This window comes from Micromonospora sp. NPDC007230, assembly GCF_042869115.1.
Taxonomy (GTDB): Bacteria; Actinomycetota; Actinomycetes; order Mycobacteriales; family Micromonosporaceae; genus Micromonospora.
The window spans coordinates 18,245-36,063 of the sequence record NZ_JBIAFE010000018.1 but is presented as its reverse complement, the minus strand read 5'-3'; the positions used below and the strand labels follow the sequence as shown (position 1 = coordinate 36,063).

The window sequence follows — 17,819 nt, the reverse complement described above, 5'->3', positions numbered from 1 at the left end:
GGGTCTGGCCCCACCCCACCACCGGTCAGACCCGGTAACCGGACGCAAGGAGAGACATCATGATCGATGTCACGCTGGAGTCGGTGAGCAAGCGATTCGCGCGCGCCGGCGACACTGCGGCCGTCGACGACGTCGACATCAGGATCGCCGCGGGTGAGTTCTTCACCCTGCTGGGCCCGAGCGGCTGCGGCAAGACCACCACCTTGCGCATGGTGGCCGGCTTCTACTTCCCCACCTCGGGCCGGATCCGCTTCGGCGAGGAGGACGTCACCCACCGGCCGCCGAACAAGCGCGACACCGGCATGGTGTTCCAGAACTACGCGCTCTTCCCGCACATGACCGTGGCGCAGAACGTCGCGTACGGCCTGAAGATCCGCAAGGTCGGCCGGGCCGAGTCGAGGCGGCGGGTCGAGGAGGCGCTGGGCCAGGTGCACCTCGCCGGCTACGGCGACCGCCGGATCGACCAGCTCTCCGGCGGCCAGCAGCAGCGGGTCGCGCTGGCCCGCGCCCTGGTGATCCGCCCGCGCACCCTGCTGCTCGACGAGCCGCTGTCCAACCTCGACGCCAAGCTGCGCGAGGAGACCCGGGTGGAGATCCGCCGGATCCAGCGGGAGGCCGGCACCACCTCCATCTACGTGACCCACGACCAGGCCGAGGCGATGGCGATGTCCGACCGGATCGCCGTCATGGAGTCCGGCCGGGTCCAGCAGATCGGTGCGCCGCAGGAGATCTACCACCGGCCGGCGAACGCGTTCGTGGCCCGGTTCATCGGCCGCAGCAACGTGCTCAGCCTGCCGGTGGCCACCGCCGGCGCGCAGACCGTCACCGTCGCGCTGCCCGGCGGCGACCAGGTGACCGTGGCCGCGCCGGCCGAGCACGGCCTGCGCGAGAACGCCACCGCGCTGGTCTCCGTCCGGCCCGAGCACATCGGGCTCGCCTCGGCCACCGAGGCCGGCGCGCTGTCCGGCCGGGTGATCGAGCTGGAGTTCACCGGCATGTCCACCAACCTCCTGGTCGACGTGGCCGGCGAGCCGGTGCAGGTCACCGCCATCGACGTACCCGCCGGCCTGGCGGTCGGCGACCAGGTCGGGCTGCGGCTGCCCCGGGAGCGGATGTGGGTGGTGCGTCCATGAGCACCATCCCCGCCACCCCCGGCGCGGCCACCGTCCCGCCGGTCACCAAGGAGCCGACGCCGCCGCGGGCCCGCCGGTCCCGGCGGTTCGCCGGCGGCGCCAACTCACCCTGGTTCCCGTACGTCCTGGTCTTCCCGCTGGCGCTGATCCTCTTCGGGTACGTGGTCCAGCCGATGTTCGCCACCTTCGCCGAGAGCGTCGGGGTGGACGGCCTGGCGAACTACACCGTCTTCCTCACCGGCGACGGGGTGGCCCGCTCCTCGCTGGTCACCTCGCTGGTGATCTCGGCGGCCAGCGTGGTGCTCTGCGGCATCGTCGGCGTGGCGATGGCGTTCCTGCTCAAGCGCTTCTCGTTCCCGGGCCGCCGGCTGATCGAGGCGATCATCCTGGTGCCGGCCGCGCTGCCGCCGCTGATCGGGGCGATCTCGTTCCAGCTGCTCTACAGCGAGACCGGCATCCTGCCGCGCGGCCTGCAGCACCTGTTCGGCACCGAGAGCCCGGTGCTGCCGTTCACCGGCATCGCCGGCGTGCTGGTGGTGCACACGTTCACCATGTACCCGTTCTTCTACCTGGCCACCTCGGCCGCGCTGGTCGGGATGGACCCATCGGTGGAGGAGGCCGCGTACAACCTGGGTGCCGGCCGGCTCCGGGTCTGGCGCACGGTGCTGCTGCCGATGCTCACCCCGGCGCTGGTCTCTGCCTCGCTGCTGGTCTTCATGACCTCGCTGGCGTCGTACACCGCTCCGCTGCTGTTCGGGGTGGACCAGACGATGACCATGCAGATCTACATCAACCGCACCAACGGCGACCTGCCGATGGCCTCCACGTACGCCTCGGTGCTCGGCGTGGTGTCGGTGCTGTTCCTGCTCGGCATGCGCTGGTACGAGGGGCGGCGCAGCTACCGCTCCCAGTCCAAGGGCGTCGCCTCGCACCGTCGCGAGCTCACCAACCCGTTCGGCCGGTGGCTGGCCCTGCTCGCCTCGCTGCTCGGCACCCTGGTGCTGCTCGCCCCGGTGGGCACGATCGCGCTGGTGGCGTTCTCGCAGGACGGCTCGTGGACGACCGAGGTGATCCCCTCGGCGTACACCATGCGGAACTTCGTCACGATCTTCACAGACGCCGGGGCGTACCGGCCGATCGTCAACTCGCTGCAGATGAGCCTGATCGCCACGGTCGCCTGCGTGGTGGTCGGCGTGCTCATCGCGTACGCGGTGCGCCGGCTGGACTTCCGCGGCCGCGGCCTGCTCGACGTGGCGGTCATGCTGGCCTGGGCGCTGCCCGGCACGGTGGTGGCGATCAACCTGATCTCGGCGTTCAGCACCGGCAACGCGTTCAGCTTCGGCCAGGTCCTGATCGGCACCTTCTGGATCATGCCGCTGGCGTACTTCGTGCGGTTCCTGCCGCTGGTGTTCCGCTCCAGCTCGGCGACGCTGGCCCAACTCGACCCGTCGCTGGAGGAGGCCGCCCGCAACCTCGGCGCGTCCTGGTGGCGGGCGTTCGGCACGGTCACCCTGCGGCTGATGCTGCCGGGCGTGCTGGCCGGCGCGCTGCTCGCCTTCGTGCACGGGGTCGGCGAGTTCGTCGCCTCGGTGCTCATCTACACCTCGGAGACCGCGCCGATCTCCGTCGAGATCAACAACCGGATGTACTCGTTCGAGGTGGGCACCGCCGCCGCGTACGGCATGCTCCAGGTCGTGCTGATCTTCGTGGTGATGGTGGTCTCCGGCCGGCTGGAGAGCGGCCCGAAGGCCAGCCGGGAGGCGGCGCAGTGGACGGCGTGACGGACCGCTGGCCGGCGGGCGGCGGACTGCTTCCCGCCGCCCGGGTCCCCGGCGGGGAACTCGCCGCGGTCGCCGCGGCGGCGGACTTCGCGGTGCTCCCGGTCGGCGCGGTCGAATGGCACGGTCCGCACCTGCCGCTCGGCACCGACCTGATCCTCGCCGAGGGCTTCGCCGGCGAGTCCGCCCGCGACGAACCGGGGCCACGCGGCGTGCTCTTCCCCGCCGTCGCGTACGCCGCCTGCCCAGGGCAGACCCGGCCCTGGCCGGGGACGGTGGCGATCCGGCCGGAGATCGCGGTCGGCTACCTCGCCGACGTGATCGAGGGCATCGTCGCCGCCGGCTTCCCCCGGCTGCTGGTGGTCAACGGCCACGACGCGAACATGTCCACGGTCCGGGCCGCCATGGAATGGGTCTCCGGCCGGCGCACCGCCAGCCTGCTGCTGGTCAACTGGTTCCAGCTGGTCAACCCGGCGGAGACCGCGGAGATCTACGGCGCGCCGCCGGCCCGCGGGCACGGTGGGGCGTACGAGACCTCCGGGGTGCTCGGCTTCGACCCCGGCGCGGTACGCCTCGACGCCGCCACCGACCTGCCGCCGCGGCCGAAACTGCCGGTGCCCCACCCGTACGTGCTCGTGGAGTCGCGCCCCGAGCCCTGGCAGGGCTGGTCCGGGCACGTCTCGCTGGCCAGCGAGGAGGCCGGCCGGCGGGTCCGCGCGCTGGCCGGGGAGCGGCTGCGGGAGGTCGTCGCCGCCTGGGTGGCCGCCCCACCGCCGGCGCCGCCCACCGCCGACCCACTGCCCGAAGGAGCGTTATGACCGTCGACCGGGGACTGGACGTCGTCGACTTCCACCTGCACTTCCGGATCGGCGCGGACGAGACGATCCACGCCTGCGAGCAGGCGGCCGGCATGCACCCCGGCGGGGAGCACGAGCGGGCGGTCCGGGCCGCCGGCTCCGCGCCGTACGCCCGGCAGTGGCGGCAGGCGTGGGCCTTCCCCGACCCGGAGCCGCCCGCCGAGCGCTGGCAGGACGAGGCCGACCGCTGGGCCGACGAACTGCGCGCGGTCAACATCCGCAAGGCTGTCTTCGTGACCGGCGGCGGCAACGACACCCTCGCCGACGTGGTCGACCGCCACCCGGACCTGCTGCTCGGCTTCGCCCACCACGACCCCTACGGCCCGGACGCCGCCGGGGAACTGGAACGCGCGGTGAGCGAGCGCGGCCTGCGCGGGCTGAAGCTGTTCGCCCCGCTGCTGCGCGGCCCGCTCGACCACGAGGACCTGGACCCGCTCTGGGGCACCGCCCAGCGACTCGGCGTGCCCGTCCTGATCCACATCGGGCACTACGGCAGCGCCGGCGGCCTCAGCTTTGGCCGGTACGGCGGCCCGGACGAGCTGGCCCGGATGGCCCGGCGCTTCCCGGAACTGGCCGTGGTGGTGCCGCACTTCGGTGTCCAGCACGTGCAGGAGCTCTTCTTCGCCGCCTGGGGCTGCCCCAACATCCACGTCGACACGTCGGGCTCCAATCAGTGGGTGCGGTGGATGCCGTACAAGCTGACCCTGGAGGACCTGTTCCGCCGCTGCTACGAGACGATCGGCCCGCACCGGATCGTCTTCGGCAGCGACTCGTCCTGGTTCCCGCGCGGCTACGTCACCCGCTACCTCGACGACCAGCTCCGGGTCTGCCGGGAGCTGGGCCTGCCCGACGACCACCTACGCGCGATCTTCGCCGGCAACGCCGAACGGCTGCTCGGCCTGACCGACTGACCGGCCGAACCCGCACCGGGGCGGCTCACCGCCCGCCCGCGGACTGGAAGGAACCGTCATGAGCACATCCCCGCTGACCACCTACCAGCGGCACCACCTGGCGCCCACCTACGACCACCACGTGGGCCACCTGTATCCGGCGATGGTCCGGGCCAGCCAGGCGCACGTGGTGATGCTGACCGAGCAGGGGCTGATCCCCGCCGAGCGGGGTGCCCGGCTGCTGCGCGGGCTGGCCGTCCTGCGCACCGACACCACCCCGACGCCGGCGTACGACGGCAGCTTCGAGGACACCTACTACCTGCTGGAGAAGCGGCTCGCCGAGGCGTGCGGCATCCCCACCGCCGAGCTCGACGTGCAGCTGGCCCGGAGCCGGAACGACCTGGACGCCGGGGTGTTCCGGACGCTGCTGCGGGACCAGCTCCTCGGGGTGCTGGACCGGGTGCTGGCCACCGGCCGGACCGCCCTGGACCGCGCCGACCGGTACGCGGATGTGGTCATCACCGGCTACACCCACCGCCGGCCGGCCCAGCCGACCACCATCGGGCACGCGCTCGCCGGGTACGCCGAGGCGCTCGCCGGCGAGGCGGCCGCCTACGCCGACCTGATCGACCAGCTCAACGTCTCGCCGCTGGGCTCCTGCGCGTTCGCCGGCACCGACCTGGACATCGCCCCGGCCCGGGTGGCGGAGCTGCTCGGGTTCGCCGGCCTGGTGACCAACTCGTACGAGGCCGTGGCCGGCGCCGACCACCTGGTCCGCGTCGGCACCCTCAACGCGCAGGCGCTGGCCACCGGGGCCCGCCTGGCCCGTACCCTGATGGACTGGCTGAGCTGGCAGTGGGTCACCACGCCGGGCGACTTCACCCAGGGCAGCAGCATCATGCCGCAGAAGCGCAACCCGGTGGTGCTGGAGCACCTGGTCTCGTACGCCGGCGCGGCCGCGGCGGACGCCGCCTCGGTGCTGAACAACGTCGGCGCCGCCTGGTGGGAGGACTCCAACAACGCCACCACCGACGTGCAGGTCCGGCTCTGGGAGAGCAACGACCGGGCGGAGCGCTTCTTCGCCCTGGTCGGCGGCTTCCTGGCCGAGGTGGAGCCGCTGTCGCCGCCGAGCCGGGAGGAGATCGTCGCCTCCGGCGCCACCACCACCGCCGCGGCCGACGCGCTGACCCGGCACGGGGTGCCGTTCCGGGCCGCCCACTCGGTGGTCGGCCGGCTGGTCCGGGCCGGTGGCCCGGACACCTGGACCGCCGAGGGCGTCCGGGCCGCGGCCGAGGGGCTGACCGGCCCGCTCGACGACGCCGCGGTCGCCGACCTGATCGCCGCCGCCGTCCGTCCCGACCTGGTGCTGAACCGGGCTCAGGTGGACGGGCCGGGCGCCGCCGCGGTCCGCGCCCAGGTGGCTACGCTGCGCGTCGCGTTCGAGGGGGTCGCCGACCGCCTGGCGGCGGTGCGCGACCGGCTCCGCCGGGCCGACGACGCGCTGGACGCCGTCGCCGCCGAGCTGGTGGCCCGGTGAGCGTGGGGCTCGCGGGGTCCACCCGGACCGGCGGGCAGCTGCTCGGCATCGACTTCGGTGGCACCAAGATGGCCGTCGGGGTGGCCGACTCCGAGGGGCGCCTGCTGGCCCACCGCCGGGTCCCCACGCACGCCGAGCAGGGCGCGCCGCAGGCGCTGGAGCGCGCCCTGCACCTCGCCGCGGAGCTGGTCGCCGAGGTCGGTGGACCGCTCGTCGCGGCCGGGGTCGCCTCGCCCGGCGTGGTCCGTCCGGACGGCATCGACCTGGCCCCCAACGTGCCCGGGTGGGAGCGGCTGCGGCTGGCCGACGCGGTCCGGGACGCGCTCGGCGTCGCCCGGGTGGCGGTGGACAACGACCTGAACGCCGCCGCCCTGGCCGAGCTGCGGCTGGGCGCGCTGCGGGACGCCGACCCCGGCCTGGTGGTGGGCATCGGCACCGGCGTGGCGGCCGCCGTGACGGTCGGGGGGACCGTCCTGGCCGGACACCGCGGGGCGGCCGGCGAGATCGGCTACGCCGTGGCCGGCGGCCCCTGGCCGGGCACCATGCTGGAGCTGGACTTCTCCGGCCGGGCGCTGGACCGGCTCGCCGAGGACCTCGGCGTGCCGGGCGGGGCGGCCGGGCTCGCCGACGCGGCGGAGCGCCCCGGGGCGGCGCGCGACGCGCTGACCGCCCGGGTCGACGAGGTGGCCCGACACCTGGTCACCTGCTGCCTGCTGCTCGACCCGCAACGGGTGGTGCTGGTGGGCGGGGTGGCCCGCAGCGCGCTGATCCGCGGGCTGCTGGTCGACCGGCTCAACGAGGTGCTGCCGCACCGGCCCGACGTGGTGCTCTCCCGGTTCGCCGACGACGCCGCGCTGCTCGGCGCGCTCACCCTGGCCCGCGAGGCGGTGCCCGCGCCCCGCTGACCCGGTGCTCCGGCCGGTCAGGCCGGGCGGTGGGCGCGCAGCATCAGCGAGACGCCGGGCAGCGACCGCACCGGCAGGTACCGCTCGGCGGTGATGATCGCGCGCAGTCCCCGGTTGACCGCGGGGCGCAGGTGGTCCAGGTCGCTGCCGGCGGATCGGCGCCGCCGCCAGGCCGCGACCGGCCGGAGCAGCACGTTCCAGCTCCACAACTCGTCCACCGCCAGCCCGGCCTTCGCCACCACCGCCCGCAGCCCGGCCCGGTCGTAGCGGCGGACGTGCCCGACGGCCACGTCGTGCGCCGACCAGAGCCGCATGTCGGCCGGCACCGCGATCAGCGCGGTCCCGCCCGGGCGTAGGGCCCGGCGGATCTCGGCGGCGGCCAGGTGGTCCTCGTCGAAGTGCTCCAGGATGTCGAAGGCGACCACCAGACCCAGGCTGGCGGAGGGGACCGGCAGGTGCCGGGCGTCGGCCCGGATCACGGCCAGGCCCCGCTCGCGGGCCAGCCCGGCGCCCGCCGCGCTGTATTCCAGGGCGAGCGGCCGCCAGCCGTGCGCCCGCAGCACCCGGGTGTTGCCGCCGCCGGCGGCGCCGATGTCCAGCGCCCGCTCCGGGCGCACCCCGGCCGCCGCCAGCCGCCGCAGCGCCCGGCCCAGCAGGGCCCGCCGCTCCCGGTACCACCAGTGGGTGTCCTCGAGCGCGGCGAGCTTGCGGATCTCGGTCGCGTCCACGGCGTGCTCCTCGACACGTCTCGGCCGCCCTCACCCTAGTCGCCTCGCCGCCCGGGGCGGTCGCAAAACCGGGTGCGGCGCCGCGCTGGGCGCTGGCAGGCTGGGTGGCCATGGGACAGCAGGCGCAGGGTTTCCGCTACCTCGAGCGGGCCGACGGCTCCGTCGTGATCACGCACCACGGCCGGGTGGCCGCCACGCTGCGCGGCGGCCGCGCGGCGGAGTTCCTGGCCGAGGTCGAGGACGACCCGCAGTTGGTGATGGCCCGGTGGACCGGCAACTACCGTCGGGGCAACGAGCGGACCGCCCGCCAGCACCCCCGCAACCGGAGCTGAGAAACATCAGGGCCCGCGCCCGGATGAGCGCGGACCCTGACGGTACGACCGGTGGTTACAGCGGAATGTTGCCGTGCGCGCCCCGGGCGGCCGGCGCCGCGGCGAGGGCCTCAGCGATCCGCCGCCGGGTCTCCGCCGGCTTGATCACCTCGTCCACCACGCCGATCTCCAGCGCCCGGTTGACGCCACCGGCGACCCGGATCTGCTCCTCGATCAGCTGGGCGCGCAGCGCCTCCCGCTCCTCGACCGGAGCGGCGGCCAGCTTCTTGCGGTGCAGGACGTTCACCGCCGCGCTCGCGCCCATCACCGCGACCTCCGCGTTCGGCCAGGCGAACACCGCGGTCGCCCCCAGCGAGCGGGAGTTCATCGCGATGTACGCGCCGCCGTACGCCTTGCGGGTCACCAGCGTCACCCGCGGCACCACCGCCTCGGCGAAGGCGTGCAGCAGCTTCGCCCCGCGCCGGACCACGCCGTCCCACTCCTGGCCTAGGCCGGGCAGGTAGCCGGGGACGTCGACCAGCACGATCAGCGGCACCCCGAGCGAGTCGCACATCCGCACGAAGCGGGCGGCCTTCTCGGCGCTGGACGCGTCGAGGCAGCCACCCAGCCGCAGCGGGTTGTTGGCGATCACACCGACCGTGCGACCGGCGAAGCGGCCGAGCGTGGTGACGATGTTCGGCGCCCACTTGGCGTGCAGCTCCACGCCCGGAGCGTCGAGCAGCGCCTTGACCACCGGCCGCACGTCGTACGCCCGGCTGGCCTCGGCCGGCATCTTCGCGGCGAGGTCGTGCCCCTCGTCGCCGGTGGCCACGTCGTCCGGCGAGAGCCGCCCCTGGCGGCCGAGGAGCGCGGCGAGCCTGCGCGACTCGGCCAGCGCCTCCTCGTCGTCCTGGCAGGTCACGTGCACCACACCGGAGCGCCGGCCGTGCGGCTCGGGACCGCCCAGCCGCGCCATGTCGACCTGCTCACCGGTGACGCTGCGGACCACCTCGGGGCCGGTGACGAAGATCCGGCCGGCCCCGCTCATCACCACGACGTCGGTCAGCGCCGGACCGTACGCGGCGCCACCCGCGGCCGGCCCGAGCACCACGGAGATCTGCGGCACCCGGCCGGACGCCCGGACCATGGCCGCGAAGACCTGGCCGACGGCGTCGAGGGCGACCACACCCTCGGCCAGCCGGGCTCCGCCGGAGTGCCAGAGGCCGAGCACCGGCACCCGTTCCCGGACGGCGGTGTCGATGGCGTCCACGATGTGCCGGCACCCGTCGGCACCCATCGCGCCGCCCATCTTCGTGGCGTCGGTGGCGTACGCGATGGCCGGCGTACCGTCGATCTCCCCCCGCGCGTAGCGCACGCCGGAGGTGTCCCGCGGCGCCAGCAGGCGCAGCGAGCCGGCGTCGAACAGCGCCCGGAGGCGGACCTCCGGATCCCGGTGGTCCACCGTCGAGCTGTCCGCGCTGACGGCGGTCGTGGTCACTGGTGCCTCCCAGGCAGAGGGGTCAGGCCCGCGTGAAGACGAGAGCCACGTTGTGCCCGCCGAAACCGAACGCGTTGTTCAGCGCGGCGGGGATCTCCATGTGCCGTGCCTTGTGGGCGGCCACCTCCAGGGTGAGGCCGTCGTCCGGGTCGTCGAGGTTGATCGTCGGCGGCACGACCCCGTCGCGGATGGCCAGGATGGTGGCGATGGACTCCAGCGCCCCGGCCGCGCCGAGCAGGTGCCCGGTCATCGACTTGGTGGCCGACAGCACGGGATGGTCGCCCAGCGCCGTGCGCAGCGCGCCGATCTCCAGCATGTCGCCCACCGGCGTGGAGGTGGCGTGCGCGTTGACGTGCACGATATCCATCTTGGCGACATCCGAGTCCGCGATCGCCTTCCCGATTGCGCGGATCGCGCCCTCGCCCTCGGCGTGCGGCTGCACGATGTCGTACGCGTCCGAGGTGATGCCGGCGCCGGCGAGCCGGGCGTACACCCGGGCGCCGCGGGCGGCGGCGTGGTCGGCGCGCTCCAGGACCACCACGCCCGCGCCCTCGCCGAGCACGAAGCCGTCGCGGCCCTTGTCCCACGGCCGGGAGGCCTTCTCCGGCTCGTCGTTGCGGGTCGACATGGCCCGCATCGAGGCGAAACCGGCGATCGGCAGCGGGTGGATGACCGCCTCGGTGCCGCCGGCCACCACCACGTCGGCCCGGCCGGAGCGGATGATGTCCAGGCCGAGCGCGATCGCCTCCGCGCCGGTCGCGCACGCGCTGGCCACCGAGTGCACCCCGGCCTTGGCGCCCAGCTCCAGCCCCACCCAGGCGGCCGGGCCGTTCGGCATCAGCATCGGCACGGTGTGCGGGGAGACCCGCCGCGGGCCGGACGCCTCCAGGATGTCGTCCTGGGCGAGCAGGGTGGTGGCCCCGCCGATGCCGGAGCCGACGCTGACCGCCAGCCGCTCCGGGTCGAGCCCGGAATCGGCCAGCCCGGCGTCGGCCCAGGCCTGCTGGGCCGCGATGAGCGCGATCGCCTCGGACCGGTCCAGCCGGCGCAGCTTGACCCGGTCGAGCACCTCGGTGGGCTCCACGGCGAGTTGCGCCGCGATCCGGACCGTCAGTTGCGCCGCCCACTCCTGGGTGAGCGCACTCACCCCGGAGCGGCCGGCGAGCATGGCGTCCCAGGTCGACGCGACGTCCCCGCCGAGCGGGGTCGTCGCGCCGAGCCCGGTGACGACGACGTCGGGGCGACTCATGATCAGGACTGCGCCTCGATGTAGCTGACGGCGTCCCCGACGGTCTTGAGGTTCTGCACCTCGTTGTCCGGGATCTTGACGCCGAACTTCTCCTCGGCCGCCACCACGACCTCCACCATGGAGAGCGAGTCGACGTCGAGGTCGTCGGTGAAGGACTTCCCCTCGGCCACGTCGTCCGGGTTCACCCCGGCAACCTCTTCGAGGATCTCGGCGAGGCCGGCGGTGATCTCGTCACGGGTCATTGCGGTTGGTTCCTCTCATCGGGGGTTCACTCGACGGCCGGCGACGCCGGTCGTCACTCCTCGCGGCGCTCGCGCCGGAGGGGGTCTTCAGGGACAGCGGACGACCTGACCGGCGTAGGTCAGACCGCCGCCGAAGCCGAACAGCAGCACCGGCGCACCCGCCGGCACCTCACGCCGCTCGACCAGCTTGGACAGGGCCAGCGGGACGCTCGCCGCCGAGGTGTTGCCGGACTCGACGATGTCCTTGGCGATGACCGCGTCGGGGATGTTCAGCCGCTTGGCGATGCCGTCGATGATCCGGGCGTTGGCCTGGTGCGGCACGAACGCGGCCAGCTCGGACGGGGCCACCCCGGCCTTCTCGCAGGCCTCCAGCGCGAGCGGGGCCAGCGCGGTGGTGGCCCAGCGGAACACCGCCTGCCCCTCCTGCGCGATGTACGGCCGCCAGCCCTCGATCCGGACCGCGTCGCTCTTCTCCGGCACCGAGCCCCAGACCACCGGCCCGACGCCGGCCGGCTCGCCCTCGGCGGTCGCGGTGACCACCGCGGCCCCGGCGCCGTCGCCGAAGATGATGCAGGTCGAGCGGTCGGTCCAGTCGGTGAAGTCGGAGAGCTTCTCCGCGCCGATGACGAGGGCGTTGCGCGCCGCCCCGGCCCGGATCGCGTGGTCGGCCGTGCCCAGCGCGTACGCGAAGCCCGAGCAGGCGGTGTTGACGTCGAACGCGGCCGGGGCGGCGATGCCCAGCTTCGCGGCGACCCGGCAGGCCACGTTCGGGCTACGGTCGATCGAGGTGCAGGTGGCGACCACGACGAGGTCGATGTCGGCGGCGCTGAGGCCGGAGTTGGCCAGTGCCTTGCCGGCCGCGGCCGTGGCCATGTCGGCCACCGTCTCGTCGCCGGCGATCCGCCGGGTGACGATGCCGACCCGGTCCCGGATCCACTCGTCGTTGGTGTCGACCAACTGCGCGATGTCGTCGTTGGTCACCACGCGGGCGGGCTGGTAGTGCCCCATCGCCACGATCCTGCTGCCGGTCATGCCTGTCCTCCGATGCGGGCGAGGGGCTGGCCCGGGGCGACCGGGTCGTCGTGGTGGGCGAGCCACTCGGTGAGCAGCCCGCTGTGGTGCGCGGTCACCTCGACCGGCCCCTGCCGGGTGGCGACGTGGCCGATGACCTGGCCGGCGCGCAGGTCGGTGCCCTCGGCCAGGCCGGTCAGCGGCTCGAAGGTCCCGGCGGCGGGGGAGACCACCACCCGGAACTGGATCGCCGGCTCGTGGCCGCTCAGGCCGCTGTGCCGGGCGATCAGGTCCCGCGCGGCGGGCAGGTCGGCGGGGGTGTTCAGGGTGACGATCTCGGGCGCCCCCTCGCCCTTGAGCTCGCGCTTGACCAGGCCGGCCAGGGTGCCGGCCGGCGGCAGCTCGATCACGCCGGTGACCCCGAGGTCGGCCAGGGTCCGCATGCACAGGTCCCAGCGGACCGGGGCGGTGACCTGCCGGACCAGCCGCTGCACCATCTCCCGGCCGTGGTTGACGGCGGCGCCGTCCCGGTTGGAGAGCAGGATCCGGGCCGGGTCGCCCGGCACGATGCCGCCGGCCACGGTGGCCAGGGCCGCCTCGGCCGGGGCCATGTACGGGGTGTGGAACGCGCCGGCGACCTGGAGCCGGATGACCCGGGCCTTCGCCGGCGGCTCGGCGGCCAGCTTCTCCAGGCCGGCCACCGCGCCCGCGGCGACGACCTGGCCGGTGCCGTTGCGGTTGGCCGGGTGCAGCCCGTGCGCCTCGATGGCGGCGAGCACCTCGTCCGGGTCGCCGCCGAGCACGGCGGCCATTCCGGTGGGCTCCAGCGCGCAGGCGGCGGCCATCTCCCGGCCGCGTACGCCGGCGAGGGTGACGGCCGCCTCGGCGGGCAGCACCCCGGCCAGGGCGGCGGCGCTCAGCTCGCCCACGCTGTGGCCGGCGACCAGCGCGACGTCGTACATCGGCAGGTGCTCCGCGGCGAGCAGCGCGGCCGCGACGAGCAGCGGCTGCGTGCGGGCGGTGTCCTTGATCTCGTCCGCGTCCGCCTGGGTGCCGAGGTGCACCAGATCGACTCCCGCGAGCGCGGACCACCAGCGCAGGCGCGCCTCGGCGCCGGGCAGGTCGAGCCAGGGAGTCAGGAAGCCGGGTTTCTGGGAACCCTGTCCGGGTGAGAGAACGGCGAGCACGTCTACGACTCTGACGGATACTCGCGGGTCGCGCTGTAACGCACGGCACCAAACCGCACTAGGAGCGTTGGAGGAACCCTACAAAAATCGGCGACGATCATCACCTGTCTGTGCTGCTTTCCGGGCACCTGGGGCCAATGCCTGGTTCGGGACCGGTGCGACGGCCGGGACGACCGGGTCGAGCCGCCCCACGGTCAGCGCCACCTGCAGGGCGAACGCGTCCCGCGGCGCGAACGGCGAGAAGCCGGTCACCTCGGCGACCCGCTTGAGCCGGTAACGCACCGTGTTGGGGTGCACGAAGAGCGCCCGGGCGGCGCTCTCCAGCGTGCCGCCGGCGGCGAAGAAGGCGTCCAGGGTCTCCAGCAGTTCACCCCCGGCGCGGACCAGCGCCGCGTACACGTCGTGGCGCAGCCGGCGGCGGGCCTCGGCGTCACCCGCCAGGGCCCGCTCGGGCAGCAGGTCGGCGGCGGCCACCGGGCAGGGGGCGGTCGGCCAGGCCGGCGCCGCGCGGAACCCGGCCAGCGCGGCCCGCGCCGAGTCCGTCGCCTCGTCCAGGCTGGGTACGGCCGGACCCACCACCACCGGCCCCTCCCCGAACGCGGTCAGCAGCTTCTCGGTCGCCGTCACCGGGTCCGCCGCCCCGCCGAGCACGATGACCAGCCGGTCGCCGTGCACGCCGCCGATCACCTCGACCCCGATCCGGCGGGCCTGCCGATAGACGGTGTGCAGCACGGCGGCCACCTCGCCGCCGGGGGAGCGTCCGACCGCCACCGCCACCGGGGGCGCGTCCGTCCAGCCCAGCGCCGCCGCCCGGCTGGCCAACACGTCCGGCGAGTCGCCGCGCAGCAGCGCGTCCACCAGCAACGCCTGCAGCCGGGCGTCCCACGAGCCGCGCGACTCGGCGGCGCGGGCGTACACCCGGGCGGCGGCGAAGGCGATCTCGCGGGAGAAGCGCAGCACCGCCTCCCGCAGCGGCTGCTCCTCGCCCTCGGCGGCCAGGTGCGCCACCTGCTCCTCGACCACCTCGATGGTCACCTTGATCAGCGCGACGGTCTGTTGGAGGCTGATCGAGCGGGCCAGGGCCTGGGGTGCGGCGGCGAAGACCTCGTCCGACACCTCCTGGGTGCTGTCGGTCGCGCCGCCGCCCTGGCGCAGCCACTGCACCAGCGACCGGACGCCGGCCTGGGCCACCAGCATGACCCAGGACCGCTGGTCCGCCGGCAGTTCCCGGAACCAGGGCAGCGCCTCGTCCATCCGGGCCACGCTGGCGGTGGCCAGGGCCCCCGCCGCCCGTTCGATCCGGCGCAGCGTGGCCGGCAGTTCGGTGCCGCCCGGTTCGCTCACCGGTCCAGCCTGACATGCCCTGACCAGGGCCGGCACATCGAGGGTGGGCGGCGGCCGCGCTGGCCCGGTCGGTCCCGCCCGGCCCCGAGGTGCTGGCCGGCCTGGAACCGGGCGGCATCCCGTGGCCACCGCGCCGACCTGGACGCCGCCCGCCCGGCCCGATCCCGGGTCGCAGCGGATCTCCACGGGTACGCGCTGTTCAGTCCGTCGGGCCCGGCCAGTACGGTGTCAGGGCACGCCCGGGGCGACCGTCGGGCGGGCGATGGCGAACGTGAGGAGACCGGGATGGCGCACGGGGAGGCCGAGAACGGCTGCGCCCAGGGTGAGCCCTGCCGGCCGGGGCCCCACGACCAGCCGGTGTCCGCCAAGCACCCGCGCCGGGCCGGCCTGACCCATCCGGCGGAGACGCCCGCCGGCTGGGGGCCGGAGCGCGGGGACGACGACCCGCCCGCGCCACGGCAGCGGGCCACCGAGCCGGTGTTGCCGGCCCTGCCCGAGCCGGTGCCGAGCCAGGGCTGCTGCAGCGACCTGCCCGGCTGGGCTGGGGCGCACCAGCACGGCGCGGTGCGGCCCCGCAACCGTGTGGTCCGCCGGGAGCGGCCACCGCGCCGCTGGTGCTGACCGCTCGCCGACTCGCCTCGCCACGACAATTTCGCCGCCCGGCAAGCCGGGCCATTGTTCAGCGCTAGCGTGGGCAGCGTGAAGGCGATCGCGATCGACGCGTACGGCTCGGCGGACCAGCTCACCCTGCGCGAGCTGCCCACCCCGCCGGTCGGGCCGGACACGGTCCTGGTCCGGGTGCGCGTCGCCGGGGTGAACCCGGTCGACTGGAAGGTCCGCGAGGGCCACCTGGCCGGCGGCATGCCGGCGCACTTCCCGCTGGTGCCCGGCTGGGACGCGGCCGGGGTGGTCGAGGCGGTCGGCCCGGCGGTGACCGGCTTCGCGGTGGGCGACGAGGTGATCGGGTACGTCCGCCGCGACGACGTCCAGCACGGCACGTACGCCGAGCTGGTGCCCGCCCCGGAGCGGTGCCTCGCCGACAAGCCGGTCCAGGCGTCCTGGCCGGAGGCGGGTGGCCTGCCACTGGCCGGGCTGACCGCGTACCAGGCGTTGCAGCTGGCCCGGACGGGCGCCAACGACACGGTCCTGGTGCACGGCGCGTCCGGCGGGGTGGGCCACCTGGCGGTGCAGTTGGCCCGGGCGCTCGGCGCCGGCAAGGTGATCGGCACGACCAGCGAGGCCAACCACGACTTCGTCCGGTCGTTGGGCGCCGAACCGGTCAGCTACGGCGCCGGCCTGCTGGACCGGATCCGCGCGGTCGCGCCCGACGGGGTGGACGTGGCGCTGGACCTCTTCGGCGGCGAGGCGCTGGACGTCTCGGCCGAGCTGCTCGCCCGGCCGGCCCGGCTGGTCTCCACCGCCGACCCGGAGCATGTCACCCGGCTCGGCGGCAGCTACCTCTTCGTGAAGCCGTCCACCGCCGACCTGAGCGTGCTGGCCGGGCTGGTCGACGCCGACCGGCTCACCGTGCACGTGGCCCGGACCTTCCCGCTGGCCGAGGCCGCCGAGGCGCAGCGCCTGGTGGCGGCGGGGCACGTCCGGGGCAAGGTGGTGCTGGAGGTCTGAGCCGGGCACCGGGGCGACCGGCTCAGCGGGTGCGGCGGCGGACCAGCAGCGCGATCCCGGCGAGCCCGGCGGTGATGACCACCACCACCCCGACGTTGAGCAGCAGCAGTCGCTGCAGTTCGGTCATGGCCGCGTCGATGTCCTGCACCGGGTCCAGCGTGTCCTCCGGGAGGACCCGCTCGCCGCCGCCGAGACCACCGCTGAGCGTGTCGAACTGCCGCTCCAGCGGCACACCGACGGAGCGCAGCGTCTCGGACATGTTCAGCCGGCCGAAGAACCAGCCGGCCCGGGCCTTGCTCAGGTCGGGCTGCTTGGCGGGCCGGTAGATCCGGGGCCCGCCCTTGGCGAGCGGGTAGAGGTCGTAGGTCCTCACCGGCACTCCGGCGGTCAGCACCACGACGGTGTACTTCGGACCGAGGTCCTGCGCGGCCGGGCCGCGCTGCTGCCCGGTCCGGGCCAGCCAGCTCACCTGGTCGATGACCGCGTTCACCTGGGCGGGTTGGGTGTCGGCGCGCAGCTGCAGCGGCTGGTCCAGCTGGTCGCCGGTGATGTCCACCCCGGCCGGTGCGAGCTTGGGTCCGGGCCCGGCCGCCCGGGCCGCCGGCGGGCCGCTCAGGAGCAGCGTGCACGTGGTCGCGAGCACCGCCCCCGTCACGGCCACCAGCAGTCGCGACACCCTCCGGATCATCGCCGCCTCCTCGCCCCGTTCGATGGCTGGCTTCCGCTGCAGGTCACGCTGTATCGGCTGACGGTGGTGGCCACCCGGCGAGAACCGGTGCCCACCTCAAAGACTCCGCAGAACGTCATTCGGTTGCAGCTGCTGGAAGAGTATTTGGAACTATCTGTGATCTGTGGCCGACTAATGTGAGCGGCCGTTGATCAGCGGCCGGATCGTACCCGGACGGAGGGGCTCATGGGGGGCACGATGGTCCGTGCGGCGCGTACCTGGCTGGTGGTTCTCGGGGTGGCGGTGGGGGCCGTGCTGCTGCCGGCCAGCCCCGCCGCCGCGCACAACTCGTTGACCGGCAGCGATCCGAAAAACGGGGCCCAGGTGGCGACCGCGCCGAAGCGGATCGAGCTCCGTTTCCTGGCCACCCTGTCGCCCGGTACGACGAAGATCACAGTGACCGGGCCGGATGACGCCCCCGCCTCCGGCGGCGATCCGACCTTCTCCGGCAAGCGGGTGAGCGTGCCGTTCACCCCCGGGCCGGCGGGCGTCTACACGGTCGCCTACCAGGTCGGTTCGACCGACGGGCACCCGATCAAGGGACAGGTCAGCTTCACCCTGACCACCGGCGTGGCCCCGGCCACGCCCTCGGCCAGTGCGTCGCCGACCACCCTGGCACCCCCGACCCCGGTGGCGGAGGCGACCTCGGCGAACCCCGCCCCGGTTTCGTCGCGCTCCGACGACGGTGGCGGCACCGGCCTGTGGTGGGCGCTCGCGGCGGTGGTGGCGCTCGTCGCGCTGGGCGGCGGGCTGCTGCTGCGCAGGCGCTCCGCCCGCCGCTGAGCCACCCGGCAGC

Annotated in this window: 18 protein-coding genes; 10 read left to right on the top strand and 8 right to left on the bottom strand. The window is 74.6% G+C overall.

Going from position 1 to position 17,819, the window contains the following annotated elements:
- The first annotated feature begins 59 nt into the window (after nucleotides 1-59).
- From ACFYML_RS23795 to ACFYML_RS23770, 6 genes are read left to right on the top strand one after another with little or no spacing between them, the layout of a single operon-like run.
- A complete protein-coding gene (locus ACFYML_RS23795; RefSeq protein WP_387422740.1) occupies nucleotides 60-1,133 on the top strand; it encodes an ABC transporter ATP-binding protein in 1,074 nt (357 codons plus the stop codon).
- Nucleotides 1,130-2,914 (top strand): ABC transporter permease, encoded by a 1,785-nt coding sequence (locus ACFYML_RS23790; RefSeq protein WP_387422739.1) that lies wholly within the window; start codon nucleotides 1,130-1,132, stop codon nucleotides 2,912-2,914. The genes ACFYML_RS23795 and ACFYML_RS23790 overlap by 4 nt, the downstream gene beginning before the upstream one ends.
- Nucleotides 2,902-3,729 (top strand): creatininase family protein, encoded by an 828-nt coding sequence (locus tag ACFYML_RS23785; protein WP_387422738.1) that lies wholly within the window; start codon nucleotides 2,902-2,904, stop codon nucleotides 3,727-3,729. The genes ACFYML_RS23790 and ACFYML_RS23785 overlap by 13 nt, the downstream gene beginning before the upstream one ends.
- The gene (locus tag ACFYML_RS23780; RefSeq protein WP_387422737.1) at nucleotides 3,726-4,679 is read left to right on the top strand and encodes an amidohydrolase family protein; all 954 of its coding nucleotides are present in this window, start codon (nucleotides 3,726-3,728) and stop codon (nucleotides 4,677-4,679) included. Before ACFYML_RS23785 ends, ACFYML_RS23780 begins: the two co-directional genes overlap by 4 nt.
- 58 nt (nucleotides 4,680-4,737) lie before the next feature.
- Nucleotides 4,738-6,195 carry a lyase family protein gene (locus tag ACFYML_RS23775; protein WP_387422736.1) on the top strand — a complete coding sequence of 486 codons (1,458 nt, stop codon included), beginning with the start codon at nucleotides 4,738-4,740 and terminating at the stop codon, nucleotides 6,193-6,195.
- A complete protein-coding gene (locus tag ACFYML_RS23770; protein ID WP_387422735.1) occupies nucleotides 6,192-7,100 on the top strand; it encodes an ROK family protein in 909 nt (302 codons plus the stop codon). The genes ACFYML_RS23775 and ACFYML_RS23770 overlap by 4 nt, the downstream gene beginning before the upstream one ends.
- 17 nt (nucleotides 7,101-7,117) lie before the next feature.
- On the opposite strand, the gene ACFYML_RS23765 is transcribed toward ACFYML_RS23770, so the two are convergent.
- A complete protein-coding gene (locus ACFYML_RS23765; RefSeq protein WP_387422734.1) occupies nucleotides 7,118-7,828 on the bottom strand; it encodes a class I SAM-dependent methyltransferase in 711 nt (236 codons plus the stop codon).
- A gap of 110 nt (nucleotides 7,829-7,938) precedes the next feature.
- Between ACFYML_RS23765 and ACFYML_RS23760 the strand changes: the two genes are divergently transcribed.
- Entirely contained in the window at nucleotides 7,939-8,160 is a 222-nt protein-coding gene (locus ACFYML_RS23760; protein ID WP_387272426.1) for a hypothetical protein, read from the top strand.
- A 55-nt stretch (nucleotides 8,161-8,215) separates the two neighbouring features.
- On the opposite strand, the gene ACFYML_RS23755 is transcribed toward ACFYML_RS23760, so the two are convergent.
- From ACFYML_RS23755 to ACFYML_RS23730, 6 genes are all read right to left on the bottom strand, one after another.
- On the bottom strand, nucleotides 8,216-9,637 hold the full coding sequence (locus ACFYML_RS23755; protein WP_387422733.1) for an acyl-CoA carboxylase subunit beta: 1,422 nt from the start codon (nucleotides 9,635-9,637) through the stop codon (nucleotides 8,216-8,218).
- Nucleotides 9,638-9,659: 22 nt separating this feature from the next.
- Nucleotides 9,660-10,886: a beta-ketoacyl-ACP synthase II gene (gene fabF / locus ACFYML_RS23750; RefSeq protein WP_357434886.1), complete on the bottom strand. Its 1,227-nt coding sequence runs from the start codon at nucleotides 10,884-10,886 to the stop codon at nucleotides 9,660-9,662.
- 2 nt (nucleotides 10,887-10,888) lie between these two features.
- Nucleotides 10,889-11,128 (bottom strand): acyl carrier protein, encoded by a 240-nt coding sequence (locus tag ACFYML_RS23745; RefSeq protein WP_007072348.1) that lies wholly within the window; start codon nucleotides 11,126-11,128, stop codon nucleotides 10,889-10,891.
- An 87-nt stretch (nucleotides 11,129-11,215) separates the two neighbouring features.
- A complete protein-coding gene (locus tag ACFYML_RS23740; protein ID WP_387422732.1) occupies nucleotides 11,216-12,160 on the bottom strand; it encodes a beta-ketoacyl-ACP synthase III in 945 nt (314 codons plus the stop codon).
- Nucleotides 12,157-13,326 carry an acyltransferase domain-containing protein gene (locus tag ACFYML_RS23735; RefSeq protein WP_387422731.1) on the bottom strand — a complete coding sequence of 390 codons (1,170 nt, stop codon included), beginning with the start codon at nucleotides 13,324-13,326 and terminating at the stop codon, nucleotides 12,157-12,159. The genes ACFYML_RS23740 and ACFYML_RS23735 overlap by 4 nt, the downstream gene beginning before the upstream one ends.
- Nucleotides 13,327-13,404: 78 nt before the next feature.
- Entirely contained in the window at nucleotides 13,405-14,799 is a 1,395-nt protein-coding gene (locus ACFYML_RS23730) for a PucR family transcriptional regulator (RefSeq protein ID WP_387422828.1), read from the bottom strand.
- Between the two features lie 156 nt (nucleotides 14,800-14,955).
- Between ACFYML_RS23730 and ACFYML_RS23725 the strand changes: the two genes are divergently transcribed.
- Nucleotides 14,956-15,291, top strand: a complete 336-nt coding sequence (locus tag ACFYML_RS23725) for a hypothetical protein (RefSeq protein ID WP_387422730.1) — start codon at nucleotides 14,956-14,958, stop codon at nucleotides 15,289-15,291.
- A gap of 78 nt (nucleotides 15,292-15,369) precedes the next feature.
- On the top strand, nucleotides 15,370-16,296 hold the full coding sequence (locus ACFYML_RS23720) for an NADP-dependent oxidoreductase (RefSeq protein WP_073833777.1): 927 nt from the start codon (nucleotides 15,370-15,372) through the stop codon (nucleotides 16,294-16,296).
- Between the two features lie 22 nt (nucleotides 16,297-16,318).
- On the opposite strand, the gene ACFYML_RS23715 is transcribed toward ACFYML_RS23720, so the two are convergent.
- Entirely contained in the window at nucleotides 16,319-16,984 is a 666-nt protein-coding gene (locus ACFYML_RS23715) for a hypothetical protein (protein WP_387422729.1), read from the bottom strand.
- A gap of 225 nt (nucleotides 16,985-17,209) precedes the next feature.
- Between ACFYML_RS23715 and ACFYML_RS23710 the strand changes: the two genes are divergently transcribed.
- The gene (locus tag ACFYML_RS23710; protein WP_387422728.1) at nucleotides 17,210-17,806 is read left to right on the top strand and encodes a copper resistance protein CopC; all 597 of its coding nucleotides are present in this window, start codon (nucleotides 17,210-17,212) and stop codon (nucleotides 17,804-17,806) included.
- Nucleotides 17,807-17,819: the final 13 nt, after the last annotated feature.

Coding starts and splice junctions, on each gene's coding strand:
- ACFYML_RS23795 (WP_387422740.1), top strand. CDS start 60: ATGATCGATGTCACGCTGGAGTCGGTGAGCAAGCGATTCGCGCGCGCC.
- ACFYML_RS23790 (WP_387422739.1), top strand. CDS start 1,130: ATGAGCACCATCCCCGCCACCCCCGGCGCGGCCACCGTCCCGCCGGTC.
- ACFYML_RS23780 (WP_387422737.1), top strand. CDS start 3,726: ATGACCGTCGACCGGGGACTGGACGTCGTCGACTTCCACCTGCACTTC.
- ACFYML_RS23775 (WP_387422736.1), top strand. CDS start 4,738: ATGAGCACATCCCCGCTGACCACCTACCAGCGGCACCACCTGGCGCCC.
- ACFYML_RS23760 (WP_387272426.1), top strand. CDS start 7,939: ATGGGACAGCAGGCGCAGGGTTTCCGCTACCTCGAGCGGGCCGACGGC.
- fabF (WP_357434886.1), bottom strand. CDS start 10,886: ATGAGTCGCCCCGACGTCGTCGTCACCGGGCTCGGCGCGACGACCCCG.
- ACFYML_RS23745 (WP_007072348.1), bottom strand. CDS start 11,128: ATGACCCGTGACGAGATCACCGCCGGCCTCGCCGAGATCCTCGAAGAG.
- ACFYML_RS23740 (WP_387422732.1), bottom strand. CDS start 12,160: ATGACCGGCAGCAGGATCGTGGCGATGGGGCACTACCAGCCCGCCCGC.
- ACFYML_RS23725 (WP_387422730.1), top strand. CDS start 14,956: ATGGCGCACGGGGAGGCCGAGAACGGCTGCGCCCAGGGTGAGCCCTGC.
- ACFYML_RS23715 (WP_387422729.1), bottom strand. CDS start 16,984: ATGATCCGGAGGGTGTCGCGACTGCTGGTGGCCGTGACGGGGGCGGTG.
- ACFYML_RS23710 (WP_387422728.1), top strand. CDS start 17,210: ATGGGGGGCACGATGGTCCGTGCGGCGCGTACCTGGCTGGTGGTTCTC.